Raw genomic sequence first — 18001 nt, 5'->3', positions numbered from 1 at the left:
AGACAATGGCATCCATCGGTCCCAATGAACTCTTCTTTCTGCTGCAAGGCCTGAAATGGACGCTTGCGCTGACCATCATCGGCTTTATCGGCGGCGGCGTCTTCGGCCTTTGCGTGGCGCTTGCCCGTGTCGCCGAAAGCCCGGCAATCCAGCGCGCCAGCACCGGTTACATCGCCGTCTTTCAGGGCACGCCGCTGCTCATGCAGCTTTTCGTGGTCTATTACGGCGTGGCGCTTGCCGGCCTCAATGTCGATGCCTGGATTGCGGTCGCCATCGCTTTTACGCTGCATGCCAGCGCCTTCCTCGGCGAAATCTGGCGCGGCGGCATTCAGGCGGTGCCGAAGGGCCAGACGGAAGCCGCCAATGCGCTCGGCCTGCATTACATCTCGCGCATGAAGGACGTGGTTCTGCCGCAGGCCTTCAAGATTTCGCTGCCTGCTACCATCGGTTTCCTCGTGCAGCTCATCAAGGGCACCTCGCTTGCGGCCATTGTCGGCTTCGTCGAGCTGTCTCGCGCCGGCCAGATCGTCTCCAACCAGACGTTCCGCCCGCTCACCGTCTTCGCCCTCGTCGGCGTCATCTATTTCCTGATCTGCTGGCCGCTTTCCCTGTGGGGCGCCAGCGTTGAAAAGCGGCTGCAGACCGCAACCCGCTAAGTCATGAATATCTCATCAGCTTTGTAAGGAGGAGCAAAAGATGAAAACCACCAGCATGAAATTCTCTCGTCGCGCCCTGCTCGCGCTTGCCGCGGCAACGGTTGCCCTGCCCTTCGTCGCACCGGTCGATGCTTTCGCCGGCACGGTGGAAGAGGCCAAGGCCAAGGGCAAGGTCGTCATCGGCATTCAGGGCGACAACTCGCCTTGGGGCTTCGTCAATTCCAGCGGTGTGCAGGATGGCCTCGATGCCGATATCGGCAAGGCCTTTGCCGATTATCTCGGCGTCAAGGTTGAGTTCGTACCGCTCGCCGTGGCCAACCGCATTCCGGCGCTTCTGACCGGCAAGGTCGACCTCTTGTTCGCAACCATGGGCATGACGGCCGAACGCGCCAAGACCATTCAATATTCCAAGCCCTATGCCGGCAACGTGCTTTCCGTCTATGGCCCCAAGGACAAGAAGATTGGCGGTTATGACGATTTGACCGGCATCGCCGTCGGCGTTCCGAAGTCCAGCGCCATGGATACGGCAATCACCGCCGGCGCCGGCTCCAAGGCCAATATCCTGCGTTTTGACGATGACGCCGCCAATATTCAGGCGCTGATCTCCGGCCAGGTCGAGGTCGTCGGCGGCAACCAGTTCTACGGCGACCGCCTGAACAAGGCTGCCGAAGGCAAATACGAGCCGAAATTCGACCTGACGACGCTCTACAACGGCGCCGGCACCCGCCCCGGTGAAAAGGACTGGAACGAAACCGTCAACGCCTTCCTCGACAAGATCAAGTCCGACGGCCAGCTCGCCAAAATCTACGACAAGTGGATGAAGCGCGAAGTCCCGGCCTTCCCGGACAGCCTGCCCGACATCCCGTTCACCGTGAAGTAACGACGGGTTCCGTCTGGACTTGGGAGGAGGAAACAATGAGAATCTTGAAAACCCTGACGGGTTGGCGAGCAACCCTTGCGGCGGGACTGACGGCAGCTTTGCTGCCGGTTCTGACGCCGGTGGCGGCAGATGCGAGAACGCTTGACGAGGCAAAAGCCAGCGGCAAGGTCGTGATCGGTATCCAGGGCGATAATGCGCCCTGGGGTTTCATCAATTCCACCGGCGTTCAGGAGGGTTACGACGCCGATCTCGCAAGGGGATTTGCGGACTATCTGGGACTGAAGGTGGAATTCGTGCCGCTTGCCGTCGCCAACCGCATTCCTTCGCTTCGCACCGGCAAGGTCGATGCCCTGTTCGCATCGATGGGAATGACGCCGGAACGGGCGAAGAACGTGCAATATGCGCAGCCCTACGCGCATAATGTCATGTCGGTCTATGCCACCAAGGACAAGAAGATCGCCGGTTTCGACGATCTGACCGGAATGACCGTCGGCGCACCGAAATCCAGCCCGATGGATACGGCCTTGACCGCAGGGGCTGGCGCCAAGGCGAATATCCTTCGCTTCGATGATGACGCCGCCACCATTCAGGCGATCCTGTCGGGCCAGATCGAGGCGATCGGCGGTAACCAGTTCTATGGCGACCGTCTCGCGGCTGCCGGCGGCAAGGATTACGAGGTGAAGTTCGACCTCGTGACCCTTTACAACAGCGCCGCCACACGCCCCGGCGAAAAGGACTGGAACGAAGCGCTGAACGCCTATCTGGACAAGATCAAGGCCAATGGCGACCTCGAAAAAGTCTACGCAAAATGGATGAAGCGCCCGGTACCGCAGTTCCCGGCTTCGCTTCCCGACATTCCCTACACCGTCAACTAACACTGCTGCCAAAGCATGAAGGAAAGTTCCATGCCGCAATCCGCCGCTCAGGCTCCGCTGATCGCCCTTGAAGGGGTGGGAAAGTGGTATGGAGCCTTCCACGCGCTTAAAAACGTCAACATGACGGTTCGCAAGGGCGAAAAAATCGTTCTTTGCGGGCCGTCCGGTTCGGGCAAATCCACGCTCATCCGCTGCATCAACCATCTGGAGGAGATCCAGGAGGGCAAGATCACGGTCGAGGGAACGACGCTGTCGGATTCCAGCCGCGCCATCGATGCGGTTCGCCGCGAAGTGGGCATGGTGTTCCAGAGCTTCAATCTCTTCCCGCACAAGACCATCATGGAAAACTGCACGCTCGCGCCCATGCGGGTGAAGGGCCTGTCGAAAGCCGATGCGGAGGCGACGGCGCGCAAATATCTGGAACGCGTGCGCATTCTCAACCAGGCAGACAAGTACCCGGCCCAGCTTTCCGGCGGCCAGCAGCAGCGTGCCGCCATCGCCCGGGCGCTGTGCATGGAGCCGAAAGCCATGCTGTTCGATGAGCCGACTTCGGCGCTCGACCCGGAAATGGTCAAGGAAGTGCTCGACACCATGATCGGCCTTGCCCGCGACGGCATGACGATGATCTGCGTGACCCATGAAATGGGCTTTGCCCGGCAGGTGGCCGACCGGGTGATCTTCATGTCGGAAGGCGAGATCATCGAGGAAGGCCCGCCGGAGGAATTCTTCCGCGATCCCAAGCACCAGCGCACGCGCACGTTCCTCGGCGAAATTCTCGCCCACCACTGAGGTTCGCGCGCTCTTAAGACAGGCGGGGATAATCCCGCCTCTCCCACACCGTCCGATGAGCGACACGTGATCATGACAGAGAAAACATCCTTCAAGGTCGGCCTGATTGGCGCCGATATACAGCTTTCCAAATCGCCCGCGCTGCACATGCGCGAAGGGGCGGCCCACGGCCTCGATTACTCCTACGAGCTGGTGGATGTCACCGCCCGCAAGCTGCCGCCGAGCGCCCTTCCCGACCTGCTGGACGAGCTGGAAGCGCGCGGGTTTTCCGGCACCAACATCACCCATCCCTTCAAGCAGGCCGTTATTCCGCATCTGCACGAACTGTCGGACGATGCCCGCATGCTGGGCGCGGTCAATACGGTCGTCTTCCGGGGCGGACGCCGCATCGGCCACAATACCGACTGGTACGGCTTTTACGAAAGCTTCGTGCGCGGCCTGCCGGATGCGCGGCGTGACCGGGCGCTTCTGGTCGGCGCGGGTGGCGCTGGCGTTGCGGTGGCCCATGCCGCATTGAAGCTCGATATTATCAGTCTCGACATTCTCGACCGGGATTTCCCAAGGGCGGAGCAATTGGCCCGGGAACTCAATGCCCGCTTCGGCGAGGGCCGCGCGCTTGCCGTCAAAGACCCCGCCGCCTCCCTGCCCTTTGCCGATGGCCTGATCCACGCCACGCCAATGGGCATGCCCGCCCATCCCGGCATGCCGGTTCCGGCCCATCTCATCGAACGGCGGCACTGGGTGGCCGATATCGTCTATATGCCGCTTGTCACCGAGCTATTGGCGACGGCGGCGAAAAAGGGCTGTCGCACCCTGCCCGGCGGCGGCATGACGGTGTTTCAGGCCGTCGGCGCATTCCGCCTCTTCTGCGGCCGCGAGCCGGATGCCGGGCGCATGACGGCGCATTTCACCGAGCTTTGTATGGCGGAGGGCGTCGCATGAGCCTTTTCACTGTTCTGAACGGTCCCAACCTCAATCTGCTCGGCCAGCGCCAGCCGGAAATCTATGGTTATGAAACGCTGGCCGATATCGAGGCCAATTGCCGTGGGATCGCCGAAACCGCGGGCCACAATCTGTTTTTTGCCCAGAGCAACCGGGAATATGAGCTGATCGACTGGGTACACGAAGCCCGCGGCAAGTCCGCGGGTATTGTCATCAATCCCGGCGCCTTTACCCACACCTCGGTCGCGATCCTCGATGCGCTCAATGCCTTCGAGGGGCCGGTGATCGAGGTGCATATTTCCAACATCCACAAACGCGAGGTTTTCCGGCACCACTCCTATATCTCGACCCGCGCCGAAGGCGTGATCGCCGGCCTCGGCATCGATGGTTATGAGGTGGCGCTGCGCCACCTCATCAATCGCCTTTCCCGATCCGCGTAATATGCTCGGGCATCAATACATAGCGCAGCAACATCTCCGCCACATGCGCAGACAGCGCTTCCTGGCCGGCCTCGCTAAAAAGCGTGTCGCCAAAATTGAACGAAAACGTCTCCGTGTTCGAGACGTTATAAAAAGACAAAGCACTGATCTGCCAATGCAATTCAAGAGCGTCCAGTCCGGGCCGAAACACGCCGGCATCCTGCCCGCGCTTCAATATTCGGCGCATGATTTCAATGGCCGGTCGGTTGACGTTGCGGATCGCTTCGGAAACCCTGATATGCCTGCCGTGGTGAATGTTTTCCGTCATCACCATCCGCACGAAAGCGGGGTTGCGGCGATGGTGCTCGAAGGTAAACCGACAGAGCTTCTCAAGTGCGGCGACCGGCTCGAGATCATCCAGCTCAAGACTGCCTTCGCCGCCGCGCACCTGCGCATAGGCTTCCTCCAGCACGCGTTTGTAAAGGCCTTCCTTGTCGCCGAAATAATAATAGATCATGCGCTTGGACGTGCGCGTGCGCGCCGCAATCTCATCGATGCGGGCGCCAGACAGGCCGTTCTGCGAAAACTCCTCCATCGCGACCGAAAGAATATCCCGGCGCACCCCTTCCGGATCGCGCTTCGCCTGCCGGGTATCGCGGGTGCCTTTGGAGGTCGTGCTTTTGCTCATGCTTCATTCCCTGGACGGGGCTGGCCTCTGGCTGCGTCCCCTTTATTAACCAATCAGTACATAAGGCTGAAAAGGAAGGCAATATGGCGAGCTATGACACAATAAGACACGGCATGCCAATGCGCACATCCATTGCAACCGTGTCGATCAGCGGCGAATTCCCCGAAAAGCTGGCGGCCATCGCCAAAGCGGGCTTTTCCGGCGTTGAGATTTTCGAAAACGATTTCCTGACCTACGACGCCTCGCCGCGCGAGGTGAAAGCGCTGGCCGCCGATCACGGGCTGGATATCACCCTTTTCCAGCCGTTCCGCGATTTCGAAGGCATGCCGGAGCCGCACCGGAGCCGCGCTTTTGAAAGGGCCGAGCGCAAATTCGACATCATGGGCGAACTCGGCACCGACCTGATGCTGATCTGCTCGAATGTCTCACCGGTCTCGCTCGGCGGCATCGACCGCGCCGCCGCCGATTTCCATCACCTCGGCGAGCTTGCGGCAAAACATGGCGTGCGCGTCGGTTACGAGGCGCTGGCCTGGGGCCGCCATATCAGCGACCATCGCGATGCCTGGGAGGTGGTGCGCCGCGCCGATCACGCCAATGTCGGCATCATCCTCGATAGTTTCCACACGCTGTCGCGCAAGATCGATCCCAATTCGATCCGCTCCATTCCCGGCGACAAGATATTCATCGTGCAGCTTGCCGATGCGCCGCTGATCGACATGGACCTGCTTTACTGGAGCCGCCACTTCCGCAACATGCCGGGCGAAGGCGATCTGCCGGTGGTGGATTTCATGCGCGCCGTGGCGGCAACCGGCTATAGCGGCCCACTGTCGCTCGAAATCTTCAACGACCAGTTCCGTGGCGGCTCGGCCCGGCTGCTGGCCGAAGACGGCCACCGCTCGCTCATCAACCTGATGGACCAGGTGCGCCGTCTCGAACCCGATATCCGCATCGATGTGCCCGCCATGCCGGAACGGGTGGAGACGGCAGGCGTGGAATTCGTCGAATTCACCACCGCGCCGGAAGAAAAACCCAATCTGGAAGCCCTTCTCGCCACGCTCGGCTTTGAAAACACCGCCCGGCACCGCAATCGCGATGTCGATCTTTATACGCAGGGCGATATTCGCATCGTCATCAATACAAGTGATGGCGGCGACAGTTTCGCGGGAGCCTCCTATTCCATCCACGGCACCAATGCCTATGCCTTCGGGCTGAAGGTGGATGACGCCGCAGCAGCGCTGGCGCGGGCCGAAGCGCTCGGCGCGCCCACCTTCGCCGAGCCGCGTAAGTCAGGCGAAGTCGCCGTTCCCGCCATTCAGGGCGTGGGCAACGGCGTCATCTATTTCCTCGACGACTCACCAGAGCTTTCCTCCATCTGGGACAATGAATTCGTGCCGACGGAAGGCCGAACGCCGGAAGGCGATGCCGGCCTCAGGCGGATCGATCATCTTGCGCAAACAACGCATTACGATGAAATGCTGACCTGGCTTTTATTCTACACCTCTCTGTTTGCGACGCGGCGCACGCCGATGGTCGATGTGGTCGATCCGGGCGGGCTGGTGCGCAGCCAGGCGATTGAAAGCGTGCCCTCACCGCATTTCCGCCTGACCATGAACGGTGCGGACAATCGCAAGACTTTCGCCGGCAAATTTCTGGCCGAGGGCTTCGGCACCAGCATCCAGCACATCGCGTTTGCCACCGACGATATCTTCGCCACAGCAAGAGCCCTGCAGGCGCGCGGTTTCCACGCCCTGCCGATCTCGCGCAATTATTACGACGATCTGGAAGCCCGTTTCGGGCTGGAGCCGGAGTTTTCCGATGCGCTCAGGGCCGCGAGCATTCTTTATGACCGCGACGACAATGGCGAATATTTCCAGATTTACAGCCGCACCTTCGGCGAGGGTTTCTTCTTCGAAATCATCGAAAGGCGCGGAGCCTATGGCGGTTATGGCGCGATGAACGCCCCCTTCCGCATCGCCGCGCAAAGACGGCTTGCGCCGCCGGTCGGCATGCCGAAGGAATAACTCCCGGCACCGAAATACAATCGGAGAAATCCAATCAGGCCGCAGCCGGCAGGAATGCCGCTGCGGCCTGTTCTCATTCACGCCAATGTCGTTATCTCATAGTCGCGTGGTATGGCGGAGGTCGCCGTGAACCACTCGGACGCCCGTGTCCGCTGCTGATGGAAATCGAAGGCGGCACGGTCGGCGAAAAGCTCCTCCACCTGCCAGATCAGGGGATCGTCTGTCTCGGACACTTCGAAGGAAAGACAGCCGGGTTCCGCTCTGGTCAGACGCAGATGTTCGGGAAGGTGGCGCCGCACCAGTTCGACATCATCCTTGGACAAGCACCGTAAAAAGCCCCTCAGCCTGACTGCGCCTGCCTTGTTGTTCATGCGCGGCATTCCCATTCCTCATCGTTCTTCTCAAAGGTTTTTAGCGACAATAACCGTGGAATACACGCATCATTGCGAAGCATTCTTCAGGAATGCGCGCTCAAAATCGGTGCAGCTGCGCATTTGTAGAGCAGTACACAAAAATTGTTCAACACTCTGGACATGATTGTTCGGTTTTGTTAGCTTTTTCGCAAAACAAGGGTGGGGAATTAGAGTTACATGCGCATCGTCGAATCTGCGGCCGACGCAAATCATCCGGCCGGTACCGATGAGGTTGCCTGCGGCGCTTCGGTGACATCGAATGTGCAGTGTCCGCGGGCGACGGCCAATGCGCATTTTGCCGACAAAGCGGCCTGAAGACATGCAGTTCTTCGCGACATTCCCGTCCCTGCCCATGGCATCGCCCAGCACGCGCCTGCCCGAGACATTTTTCCCTTCCTCATTTTCACATGGCCGCGCCAGCTTTGCCGCGCAGGCCACGCCGGAGACGCTGACATGACTGCCGCACCCGCAAACGCCCTCCTCTCGGTCGAAGGCCTGAGCGTCGAGTTCGGCAATAGCCGCGTCGTGGACAATATCTCCTTCAGCGTCGAGCCCGGCCGCACGGTCGCGGTCGTCGGCGAGTCCGGATCGGGAAAATCGGTCACCTCGCTTTCCACCATGCGCCTTGCGGACATGATGGGCGCCACCTACCCCACCGGCAAAATCCTGTTCGAAGGCAAGGACTTGCTGAAGGCATCTCAGAAAGAGATGCGCGCGATCCGCGGCAAGGAGATCGCCATGATCTTCCAGGAGCCGATGACCTCGCTCAACCCCGTCTTCACCATCGGCGACCAGATCTGCGAAGTGCTTGTGCTGCATGAAAAGATGGGCAAGCAGGCAGCGCTGGCGGAAGCACAGAAGCTGCTCGAAATGGTGCGCCTGCCCGATGCGGCCGAACTTCTGAAACGGTATCCGCACCAGCTTTCCGGCGGCATGCGCCAGCGCGTGATGATCGCCATGGCGCTCGCCTGCCGGCCGAAGCTTTTGATCGCCGACGAGCCGACGACGGCGCTGGATGTGACCATTCAGGCGCAAATCCTCAACATCATGCGCGACCTGCAGAAGAAGCTCGGCATGGGCATGGTCTTCATCACCCACGATATGGGCGTGGTGGCGGAAATGGCCGACGACGTGGTCGTCATGTGGAAGGGCAAGAAGGTGGAGGAAGGTCCGGTCAAGGATATCTTCGCCAATCCGCAACACCCTTACACGCGCGCCCTGCTTTCCGCCGTTCCGCGCCTCGGCAGCATGGAAGGCGAAGAGTTTCCCAAGCGCCTGCCGCTCACCGTGTTGCAGGACGGCCAGCCGGTCGTGGTCGGTGAGGAACGCGTGCAAAACACGGCGAAATATGACGCGAAGCCGCTTTTGTCGGTCAAGGACCTGTTCGTGCGCTTCGATATCCGCAAGAACCTGTTCGGCAAGGCGACGCACCGTTGCAGCGCCGTGCAGAAGGTGAGTTTCGATATTCACGCCGGCGAAACGCTGGCGCTGGTGGGCGAATCCGGTTCCGGCAAATCCACCATCGGCCGCACCATCCAGCAGCTGCAGACGGCCATCTCGGGCGAAATTGCCTTCAATGGTCGCAGCTATTCTCAGATGTCGGCGGCGGAGCGTTTCCGCATGCGCCAGGAAGTGCAATATATCTTCCAGGACCCCTTCGCTTCGCTCGATCCGCGCAAGACGGTCGGTTTTTCAATTGCCGAGCCAATCAACACCCATGGTTTGATCAACGATCAGAAGGCCGTAGAGCGGCGCGTGGATGAATTACTGGAGCGTGTGGGCCTCAGCTCCGAACATGCCGCGCGGTATCCGCACGAGTTCTCCGGCGGCCAGCGCCAGCGCGTCTGCATTGCCCGTGCGCTGGCTTCCGATCCGAAGCTCATCATCGCGGACGAGGCGCTGTCGGCGCTCGATGTCTCCATTCAGGCGCAGATCATCAATCTGTTCATGGATTTGCAGGCCGAGCGCGGGCTCGCTTATCTCTTCATCAGCCATGACATGGCGGTGGTGGAAAAGATGAGCCACCGCGTTGCCGTGCTTTATCTCGGCCAGATCATGGAAATGGGCAGCCGCCGGCAGGTCTTCGAAACGCCGACGCATGATTATACCCGCCGCCTGCTTTCGGCCGTGCCGGTCGCCGATCCGACAATTGAGCGCCACACCGCCATGATCGAAGGCGAAATTCCCAATCCCGTGCGCCGTGTCGGCGATGAGCCGGCCATTCTCGCCCATGAGGAAATCAATCCGGGCCACTTCATCGCGAAGAGCGCCTGAATAACAACCAGACCCACAACCATCTGAAGAGGAACAGGTAGATGACAATGATCAAGAAGGGGATGACGACAACGTTCGTCGCACTTGCCATGGCCGCCACGGCCTTTACCGCCGCACCGGCTTTCGCCGCCGGCAAGATGACCATTTCCAGCCCGCAGGACCCCGGCAGCTGGGATCCGATCGACACCTTCCTCGTGCAATGGGCTGCCGTCGCCACCAACATCTTCGATGGCCTGACCTATCGCGGCCCGGACCTGAAGGTCGTGCCCGGCCTTGCCGAATCCTGGGAAGAGCTGGATGAAGGCAAGCGCATCCGCTTCAAGCTGCGCCAGAACGTCAAGTTCCACAATGGCGAGCCCTTCAACGCCGCCGCCGTCAAGTTCACCTTCGAGCGCCTTCTTGGCGAACAGGGTGCCAAGGGTCCGCAGCGCTCCAACTATGTCGCCATCGAAAGCGTCGATGTCATCGATGACTACACCGTCGACATGAAGCTGAAGGCGCCGGATCCCGTGCTGCTCACCAAGCTTGCCGGTTATGGCGGCATGATCGTTCCGCCGAAATATATTCAGGAAAAGGGCGAGGACAATTTCAACCTCAACCCCGTCGGCACCGGCGCGTTCAAATTCGTTTCCTACGCACCGAAGACCAACATCAAGCTCGAAGCCAACCCCGATTACTGGGGCGGTGTGCCAAAGCTTTCCGAGCTTGAATATCGCTTCATCGCCGAGCCGGCGACCGCCGTTGCCGAATTGCAGGCCGGCCGCGTCGATCTCGTCATTCCGCCGACCATTCCGATTGGCATGATCCCGGTTATCCAAGGCGATTCCAAGCTTGAGATCGTCAGCGTGCCCGGCCCGACGGTCGATGCGCTGCGCTTCAACACCCGTGACGGCATCACCGCCGATCCGAAGGTGCGCAAGGCGATCATCATGGCCGTCGACCGCGGCACCATCGTCAAGTCGATCCTCGCCGGCCAGGCATCCGAAATCGCGAGCTTCCAGAGTGCGCTGTCCTTCGGTTACGATCCGGAGCTGAAGCCGCTGCCTTACGATCCGGAAGGTGCCAAGAAGCTGCTCGCGGAAGCCGGCGTCAAGCCGGGTGCGGCGCTGCAGATCGACATCCGCGGCAATGACGCGACGATGAACGAGGTGGCGCAGGTCATTTCCAGCTACCTCTCCATGGTCGGCATCACCGCCACCATCAAGCCCTATGAAACCAATGTGCTGCTGAACGACATCATCCCGCAGGGCAAGACCGGCGCGATGTTCCAGCAGAAATGGGGCGGCTGGACCTTCGACTACGACAACACGGCCTATTCCATGTACCACTCGGGTGAAAAGTGGAACCCCTATGACAAGGACGAGAAGCTGGACAAGCTGCTTGAATCCCAGCGTCCGCTGACCGACCGTGCCGAGCGCGAAAAGATCCTCAAGGAAATCGGCAGCTATACCGCCGACCGCGCGCTGGAAATTCCGCTTTACAACACCAATGCCATTTACGGCATCAACAAGCGGGTCAAGGGTTTCGTCGCACCCCCGGATAACCGCCTGAAGCTGACCGACGTGACCGTCGAATAATCAGGCTGTTTTCTGATCAACACACCTTGCCCGCCGCAATGCGGGCAAGGCCGGGTCTCTCTTCAAGGTAAAAAACGTGGCCGGTTTCCTCATCAAGCGATTGCTGCAGGCGATTTTTGTCGTCATCGCCATCACCCTTCTCGTTTCCTTCGCCATTCGCCTCACCGGCGATCCGGCTGTCACCATGTTCCAGGGCGGCGGCAGCATGACGGAAGACGATCTGGCGCGCATTCGCGCGGCGCTCGGTACCGACCGGCCGTTCTTCGTGCAATATTTCAGCTTCCTGAAGGGCCTCGTGACGCTCGATTTCGGCCGCAGCTTCACCGGCAGCACGCCGGTCTCGCGCCTCATCGCCGATGCCCTGCCCGCCACGCTTTTGCTCGCCTTCATCTCCATGGCGGTGTCGATTGCACTCTCCATCCCGCTCGGCATCAAGGCGGCGACCTCGCGCGGCAAGACGGCCGATCAGGTGATCCGCATCTTTTCGCTCGTCGGCCTGTCCTTCCCGAATTTCTGGCTGGCCACGATGCTGGTGCTCTTATTCTCCATCACGCTCGGCTGGCTACCGCCAAGCGGCATGGGTGGTTTCGCCAGCTACATCATGCCCGCCGTCACCATGGGCGTCATCCTGACAGCAACCAATGTGCGCCTTGTGCGCACCGCCATGCTCGATACGCTGCGCTCGCAATATATCATGGTGGCGCGCGCCAAGGGCCTCAGCGAAAACAAGGTTCTCTACAAACACGCGCTGCGCAACTGCGCCATTCCGCTCATCACCTATTTCGGCCTGCAATTTGGCGGGCTGCTCGGCGGCATCGTCGTCATCGAACGTGTCTTCAACTGGCCGGGCCTCGGCACGCTGGCTTTCGATGCGGTCGGCGCGCGTGATTATCCCGTGCTTCAGGCTGTCATCACCGTGCTGTCGCTGATGATCGTCGGCATCAACCTTCTGGTCGATATCGCCTATGGGCTTGTCGATCCGCGCATCCGCACGGAGTAAGTGACGATGGCTGCCAAAACCTCGCGTCTCGCGCGCTTCACCAATCTCGAATTCGTCCTCGGCGCGTTCCTCACCGTGGTCATCTGCCTTGCCGTCGTCTTTTCCGACGTGCTGTTTCCGGGCGGCGCGGACAAGATCGACCTGATGGCGCGCCTTGCCAAGCCCTTTGCCAATGCCGCCCATCCGCTCGGCACCGATCCGCTGGGGCGTGACGTGCTCGCCCGTGTCGTCGCCGGCGGCAAGATTTCGCTGCTGGTCGGTTTCACCTCGGTCATCGGCGCGGTCATCTTCGGCGTCGCGGTCGGTCTGGTGGCCGGTTATTATCGCGGCTTCTGGGATATGCTGGTCATGCGCTTTGCCGATATCCAGCTCGCCATGCCCTTCATTCTGCTCGCCATCACCTTCATCGCCATTGTCGGCGGCAGCCTCACCAACACCATCATCCTCCTCGTCGTCTCGCAATGGGTGCAATATGCCCGCCTCGTGCGCGGCTCGGTGCTGACGCTCAGGGAGCGGGAATTCATCCTTTCCGCCCGCGCCATCGGCGTGAAGGACTGGCGCATCATTCTCCAGCACCTGCTGCCGAACCTCATCGGCCCGGTCATCGTGCTGATGACGCTCAATGTCGCCAACAACATCCTGCTTGAAAGCAGCCTCACCTTCCTCGGCCTCGGTGTCGATCCGACCATCCCGAGCTGGGGCGGCATGCTGGCGGATGGCCGCACCTATCTGCAGACGGCATGGTGGGTCAGCGTCTTCCCGGGTCTTGCCATCTTGCTCACCGTGCTTGGCCTCAACCTTCTCGGCGACTGGCTGCGCGACAGCCTCGACCCAACAGGCAGAACCTCGAGGTAATCCAGATGAGCCAGATTTTCGACCAGACTTTCGAACGCACGCTGGATGCGCTTCTCGCCAATGCCGAGCCCGGCCAGTCTTTCGAGGCATGGAGCTTCGACGACGCCAAAAGCCGCCGCGAAACCGAAAACCGGCTGAAGAAAAAGGGCGTCAGCGCCCGCATCCGCAGCGCCTACAAACCGCTTCTCTTCACCTTTCTGGAAGAGATCAATCTGGATGGCGTCGACACCATCGAGGTGCGTTACCCCGTGCACGCCAACGCGCCCGCCAACCGTTTCCGGCTGGAAGCCTATCCGCTGGCGGCTCTGGTGGGCGATGCCAAAATCGATTTCACCGCCCGAAAAGACGACGCCTTCCATTATGACGTTACGCTGAGCCGCAACGGCAAGAAGGAAACCCTGAAGATTCTGGCGCCAAACCGGGTGCACACGGATATCGTCGGCGAAACCAATGTTTCACCCACCGGCTGGTTCCGGCTTGCCGGCGACGCTTCAGGCGAGCGGCTGGAGACGGATTACGAACGGCTTTTCGAAGCGGCGATCCATGCCGTCGCCAACCACGGCTGGGGCGATGAAGAACCCTATTTCGAGGAACTGAACATCCGTGTCGCGCATCCGGCCGAAGACCTGCCGCTCTCCCTCGGCAATGAGGTCGTCAGCCTGCGCGAGGCGCTACATGAGGATTTCTATTTCTCGCTCTTGGAGTTCTTCCAGAAGAAGTCCGGCCGGCCGCTGGGCGACCGGGGCCTGAAGCCCGGCCAGATCGTGCCGGAAATCGTGAAAAGCCAAGGTGAAATCTCGCTGCGCATCGAGACCCGCAAGCTCAGCACCACCTTCCTCGATGGCGGCGAGCAGCCGATCGATACGGCCCGCGAACCGGTCGCGGCAGGCCAGCTCGTAAAGCTGCTTGAAGAGATCGGCGGCGAGACCTTCGAGGCCCGCTCGCGCTCGGGTCGCGTCCTTTCCGCCCGTTACGTGGCCGGCAGCGATGCCGCCGTGATGGTGAGCGGCGGCCAGCACCCCAACGAGACGACAGGCATCGTCGGCGCCATCCGCGCCGCCCGCAAACTCGCAGAACGCAGGGGCGCGCATTTCACCATTTCGCCGCTGGAGAATCCTGACGGTTACGCCCTGCACCAGCGGCTTCGCGCCGACAATCCGCGCCATATGCACCATGCCGCACGTTACACGGCGCTCGGCGACGATCTCGAATATCGCACACCGGAGAATTCCGGCAGCCATATCAACGAAAAGGAAATCCGCTTCAAGGCGCAGGAGATGAGCGGCGCGAGCCTGCATGTCAACCTGCACGGTTATCCTTCCCATGAATGGACCCGGCCTCTATCCGGTTATGTGCCGCGCAATTTTGCCATGTGGACGCTGCCGAAGGGGTTCTTCCTCATCATCCGCCACCATGCGGACTGGGAAAGGCAGGCAGAAGCCCTGCTCGACCGGGTCACCCGCCATCTTGGCGCCATTCCCGGCCTTCTGGATTACAACAACCGCCAGATCGCGCTTTATGAAACCCACGCCGGCGAAACCGGTTTCCGCATCATCAACGGCTTCCCGTGCCTGTCCTCCATCGACGACCGCCACACCGTGCCGATGACGCTGATTACCGAATATCCCGATGAAACGATTTACGGCGACGATTTCATCACCGGTCATACGGCGCAGATGGAAACGGTTCTCTCCGCCTATGAGGCCTGGCAGGAGATTGTCGCAGGCGAAACGGTCTGATGCGGCCGCCCTTAACGGGCGGCTTACTTTGCCGGCGTGACCGTAAGCTTCTGGTCCCGCTGCTTCTGCAGCAACTTTTTGCCCTTGTCGAGAATTTGCAGGTTGGCGGCGTCCAGCTTGTTATAGGCCGCCTGGATGATATCGATATCCGCGACGTGTCCGATCGCCGCCAGCTTGTACATGACATCTCCGACGGCGATATCGACGGTCGGCGGCGGCGTGGAGGCGGCGTCCTTCGCGGCCTCCTGAATACCTTCCGTCGTTCCGCCCATGGTAAGATAGAGCGATAGCGCCTTGCGAAGAAACGCCTCGCGGCGCTCGATCTTGTTGCTCAGTCTACTTTCTCCGACGCGGTTACGCATCAGCTCAACGGCTCTATTTTGATATTCGCTCATCAGACACCGAATAAAGTTCCAAAATATGCTTCGGGAGACTACGGACAATCCCCTTAGAACTGGTTAAGGCACCGCGTTCACCTTTGTGTGAGCACTATTGCGCGCCGAGTTTGCCCGAAGCTGTTTTCACGACGAAGCAGCCGGCATTTTTGAGAAACCGCGAAGCCGGGCCGTGTCGCAGTCAACATCGCCCCGCGCGGGAAACCACCGGCGGAGGGAGCATATGGCGCGGTATTGATAACCGTCAGGTTATTTATTACCCCCCTTATTTCATTTTACTTTGGCCACGCTACTCATCAATCTGGCAGTCTGGATCGGTGGATGGGAGCCACGGATCAATTGGGAGGAAATCATGAAATTTCGGATCACCGTCGCAATCGCGGCCATCTGCTTCAGTTCCGCCGCTTATGCCGAGACCATCAAGGTCGGCGTGGTCGGTCCGTTCTCCGGCCCCTTCGCGCTGCAGGGCAAGAACTTCAAGGCCGGCATCGATGCCTGGTTCGCCCTGCACGGCAACAAGGTCGGCGATGATACGGTCGAGGTCGTCTATCGCGATGTGCCGCAGGCCGATCCGGCGCAGTCCAAGGCGCTGGCGCAGGAACTGGTGGTGAAGGAAGGCGTGCAATATCTCGCCGGCTTCTATTTCACTCCCGACGCCATGGCGGTTACGCCTTTGCTGAAGCAGGGCAATGTGCCGATGGTCATTATGAATGCCGCCACTTCGGCAATCGTGACCAAGAGCCCCTATGTGGTGCGCACCTCGTTCACGACATGGCAGACCTCCACCCCCATCGCCAAGGTGGCCTTTGATGGCGGCGTGAAGAAGGTCATCTCGCTCGTCAGCGATTACGGCCCGGGCGTCGATGCCGAGAATGCTTTCAAGGCGGCCTTCACCGCCGCCGGCGGCGAGGTTGTCGAAAGCATCCGCATGCCGCTTTCCACCAATGATTTCAGCCCGATCATGCAGCGCGTGAAGGATTCCGGCGCGCAAGGCGTTTTCGCCTTCTTGCCGTCGGGCCCGACCACGCTCGGTTTCGTCAAGGCCTTCAACGATAACGGCCTGAAATCCGCAGGCGTCAAGCTCTTCGCACCGGGCGATCTGACGCAGGAATCCGACCTGCCGGCGCTTGGCGAAGCCGCACTCGGCATGCAGACGACCTTCCATTACGCCGTCTCGCACGATTCCCCTGAGAACAAGACCTTCGTGGAAGCTGCCGCCAAGGCGATCGGCAATCCGAAGGAGCTCTCCTTCCCTTCCGTCGGCGCCTTTGACGGCATGTATGTCATCAGCAAGATGATCGAGGCCACCGGCGGCAAACAGGATGCCGAAAAGGCGGTGGACGCGGTGAAGGGTCTTTCCTGGACAAGCCCGCGCGGCCCTGTCAGCATCGATCCGGAAAGCCGCCACATCACGCAGAACATCTATCTGCGCGAAGTGGCCAAGGGCGATGACGGCAATTATTACAACAAGGAAGTCCAGACCTTTGAAAAACAGGGCGATCCGGGCCTCGCCGCCGCAAAATAACGGCGGTTTATAAAGACGTTCCGGGCCGCCCGTCGCGGCCTGGTTCCGGCCCGGATGGGTATTGCAGTACCGGGAGGAGCTTTTCAGCATGCAGACGGTCTTCAGCATCCTTGTCGATGCGCTTGCCTATGGCATGGTCCTGTTCATCATCTCCATCGGCCTTTCGGTGACGATGGGGCTGATGCGGGTGGTCAATCTGGCGCATGGCGCCTTCGCCATGATCGGCGGTTATCTCGCCTCTTATGCCGCCCACGGCCTCGGTCTCGGTTATGCCGTGGCGATCCTCGTCGCCATTGTCGGCACCATCGTCATTGCCATACCGCTTGAGCGTTTCCTCTATCGCCGCATCTATGGCGCGCCGGAGCTGACGCAGGTGCTGATGACCATCGGCATCACGTTTTGCATCATCGGCATCGCCAATTTCGTCTTCGGCCCGACGCTGAAGACCATTCCGCTGCCGCAGCAGCTGGCCGGCCCCACCGATCTCGGCTTCCGCACCATCGCCACGCATCGCATCTTCGCCATTGCCTGCGGTCTGGCTGTTGCCGGCGCATTGTGGTTCACCTTCGAAAAGACCGCCTTCGGCATCAAGCTGCGCGCTGCTGTCGATAATGCCGCCATGGCCGCCGCGCTCGGCGTGCGCACCGAGGTTATCTATGCCGTCAGCTTCGCCATCGCCGTCGGCCTTGCCGCCATGGGCGGCGTCATCGGCGCGGAATTGCTGCCGGTCGAACCCTATTATGCGCTGCGCTATATGGTTACCTTCCTCGTGGTGGTCTCGGTCGGCGGCGCGGGCTCCATTCCGGGCGCGCTGATCGCCTGCCTGCTGCTCGGCGCCATCGATACGACCGGGCGGTATCTCGCCCCCGAATATGGCGAATTCTTCTTTTATCTGGCGGTCATCGTGATCATCACGCTGTTCCCGCGCGGCCTTCTCGGAAGGGCGAAATGAG

The 18001-nt window shown here is 60.6% G+C and carries 18 protein-coding genes; 14 read left to right on the top strand and 4 right to left on the bottom strand.

Going from position 1 to position 18001, the window contains the following annotated elements:
• The first annotated feature begins 5 nt into the window (after positions 1 to 5).
• From N5D22_RS18850 to aroQ, 6 genes are all read left to right on the top strand, one after another.
• Complete coding sequence (locus tag N5D22_RS18850) at positions 6 to 656, top strand: amino acid ABC transporter permease (protein WP_279658269.1); 651 nt, start codon at positions 6 to 8, stop codon at positions 654 to 656.
• 40 nt (positions 657 to 696) lie between these two features.
• A complete protein-coding gene (locus N5D22_RS18845; protein ID WP_020810443.1) occupies positions 697 to 1536 on the top strand; it encodes a transporter substrate-binding domain-containing protein in 840 nt (279 codons plus the stop codon).
• 35 nt (positions 1537 to 1571) lie between these two features.
• Positions 1572 to 2411 (top strand): transporter substrate-binding domain-containing protein, encoded by an 840-nt coding sequence (locus tag N5D22_RS18840; protein ID WP_279658270.1) that lies wholly within the window; start codon positions 1572 to 1574, stop codon positions 2409 to 2411.
• 30 nt (positions 2412 to 2441) lie between these two features.
• Positions 2442 to 3200 carry an amino acid ABC transporter ATP-binding protein gene (locus N5D22_RS18835; protein WP_003505500.1) on the top strand — a complete coding sequence of 253 codons (759 nt, stop codon included), beginning with the start codon at positions 2442 to 2444 and terminating at the stop codon, positions 3198 to 3200.
• A gap of 72 nt (positions 3201 to 3272) precedes the next feature.
• Entirely contained in the window at positions 3273 to 4142 is an 870-nt protein-coding gene (locus tag N5D22_RS18830) for a shikimate dehydrogenase (protein WP_279658271.1), read from the top strand.
• Positions 4139 to 4582: a type II 3-dehydroquinate dehydratase gene (gene aroQ / locus N5D22_RS18825; protein ID WP_279658272.1), complete on the top strand. Its 444-nt coding sequence runs from the start codon at positions 4139 to 4141 to the stop codon at positions 4580 to 4582. The genes N5D22_RS18830 and aroQ overlap by 4 nt, the downstream gene beginning before the upstream one ends.
• Here the strand turns inward: aroQ and N5D22_RS18820 are convergent.
• Positions 4557 to 5249 (bottom strand): TetR/AcrR family transcriptional regulator, encoded by a 693-nt coding sequence (locus tag N5D22_RS18820; RefSeq protein ID WP_020810447.1) that lies wholly within the window; start codon positions 5247 to 5249, stop codon positions 4557 to 4559. The genes aroQ and N5D22_RS18820 overlap by 26 nt on opposite strands.
• Positions 5250 to 5368: 119 nt before the next feature.
• On the opposite strand from N5D22_RS18820, the gene N5D22_RS18815 reads away from it, so the two are divergent.
• Entirely contained in the window at positions 5369 to 7270 is a 1902-nt protein-coding gene (locus N5D22_RS18815) for a bifunctional sugar phosphate isomerase/epimerase/4-hydroxyphenylpyruvate dioxygenase family protein (RefSeq protein WP_279658302.1), read from the top strand.
• 77 nt (positions 7271 to 7347) lie between these two features.
• Here the strand turns inward: N5D22_RS18815 and N5D22_RS18810 are convergent, their stop codons facing one another.
• Together N5D22_RS18810 and N5D22_RS18805 are read right to left on the bottom strand one after the other, a co-directional pair.
• On the bottom strand, positions 7348 to 7650 hold the full coding sequence (locus N5D22_RS18810) for a putative quinol monooxygenase (RefSeq protein ID WP_279658273.1): 303 nt from the start codon (positions 7648 to 7650) through the stop codon (positions 7348 to 7350).
• 60 nt (positions 7651 to 7710) lie between these two features.
• A complete protein-coding gene (locus tag N5D22_RS18805; RefSeq protein ID WP_279703368.1) occupies positions 7711 to 8121 on the bottom strand; it encodes a hypothetical protein in 411 nt (136 codons plus the stop codon).
• A 15-nt stretch (positions 8122 to 8136) separates the two neighbouring features.
• On the opposite strand from N5D22_RS18805, the gene N5D22_RS18800 reads away from it, so the two are divergent.
• The 5 genes from N5D22_RS18800 to N5D22_RS18780 all read left to right on the top strand — a co-directional run bounded on the left by N5D22_RS18800 (position 8137) and on the right by N5D22_RS18780 (position 15128).
• Positions 8137 to 9957: an ABC transporter ATP-binding protein gene (locus N5D22_RS18800; protein WP_279658275.1), complete on the top strand. Its 1821-nt coding sequence runs from the start codon at positions 8137 to 8139 to the stop codon at positions 9955 to 9957.
• Between the two features lie 41 nt (positions 9958 to 9998).
• Positions 9999 to 11534 (top strand): ABC transporter substrate-binding protein, encoded by a 1536-nt coding sequence (locus N5D22_RS18795; protein WP_279658276.1) that lies wholly within the window; start codon positions 9999 to 10001, stop codon positions 11532 to 11534.
• A gap of 76 nt (positions 11535 to 11610) precedes the next feature.
• Entirely contained in the window at positions 11611 to 12534 is a 924-nt protein-coding gene (locus N5D22_RS18790; RefSeq protein ID WP_279658277.1) for an ABC transporter permease, read from the top strand.
• A 6-nt stretch (positions 12535 to 12540) separates the two neighbouring features.
• The gene (locus tag N5D22_RS18785) at positions 12541 to 13389 is read left to right on the top strand and encodes an ABC transporter permease (RefSeq protein WP_279658278.1); all 849 of its coding nucleotides are present in this window, start codon (positions 12541 to 12543) and stop codon (positions 13387 to 13389) included.
• 5 nt (positions 13390 to 13394) lie between these two features.
• On the top strand, positions 13395 to 15128 hold the full coding sequence (locus N5D22_RS18780) for a M14 family metallopeptidase (RefSeq protein ID WP_279658279.1): 1734 nt from the start codon (positions 13395 to 13397) through the stop codon (positions 15126 to 15128).
• A 23-nt stretch (positions 15129 to 15151) separates the two neighbouring features.
• Here the strand turns inward: N5D22_RS18780 and N5D22_RS18775 are convergent, their stop codons facing one another.
• Positions 15152 to 15523: a hypothetical protein gene (locus N5D22_RS18775; RefSeq protein WP_279658280.1), complete on the bottom strand. Its 372-nt coding sequence runs from the start codon at positions 15521 to 15523 to the stop codon at positions 15152 to 15154.
• A 352-nt stretch (positions 15524 to 15875) separates the two neighbouring features.
• On the opposite strand from N5D22_RS18775, the gene N5D22_RS18770 reads away from it, so the two are divergent.
• Together N5D22_RS18770 and N5D22_RS18765 are read left to right on the top strand one after the other, a co-directional pair.
• Positions 15876 to 17048, top strand: a complete 1173-nt coding sequence (locus N5D22_RS18770; protein ID WP_279658281.1) for an ABC transporter substrate-binding protein — start codon at positions 15876 to 15878, stop codon at positions 17046 to 17048.
• Positions 17049 to 17136: 88 nt separating this feature from the next.
• Positions 17137 to 18000, top strand: coding sequence for a branched-chain amino acid ABC transporter permease (locus N5D22_RS18765; protein WP_003519826.1), 864 nt, complete (start codon positions 17137 to 17139; stop codon positions 17998 to 18000).
• The last annotated feature ends 1 nt before the right edge of the window (position 18001 follow it).

This window comes from Agrobacterium sp. GD03872, from assembly GCF_029840625.1.
Classification (GTDB): Bacteria; Pseudomonadota; Alphaproteobacteria; order Rhizobiales; family Rhizobiaceae; genus Agrobacterium; species Agrobacterium fabrum_A.
This window is presented reverse-complemented; position numbering and strand designations above follow the sequence as displayed.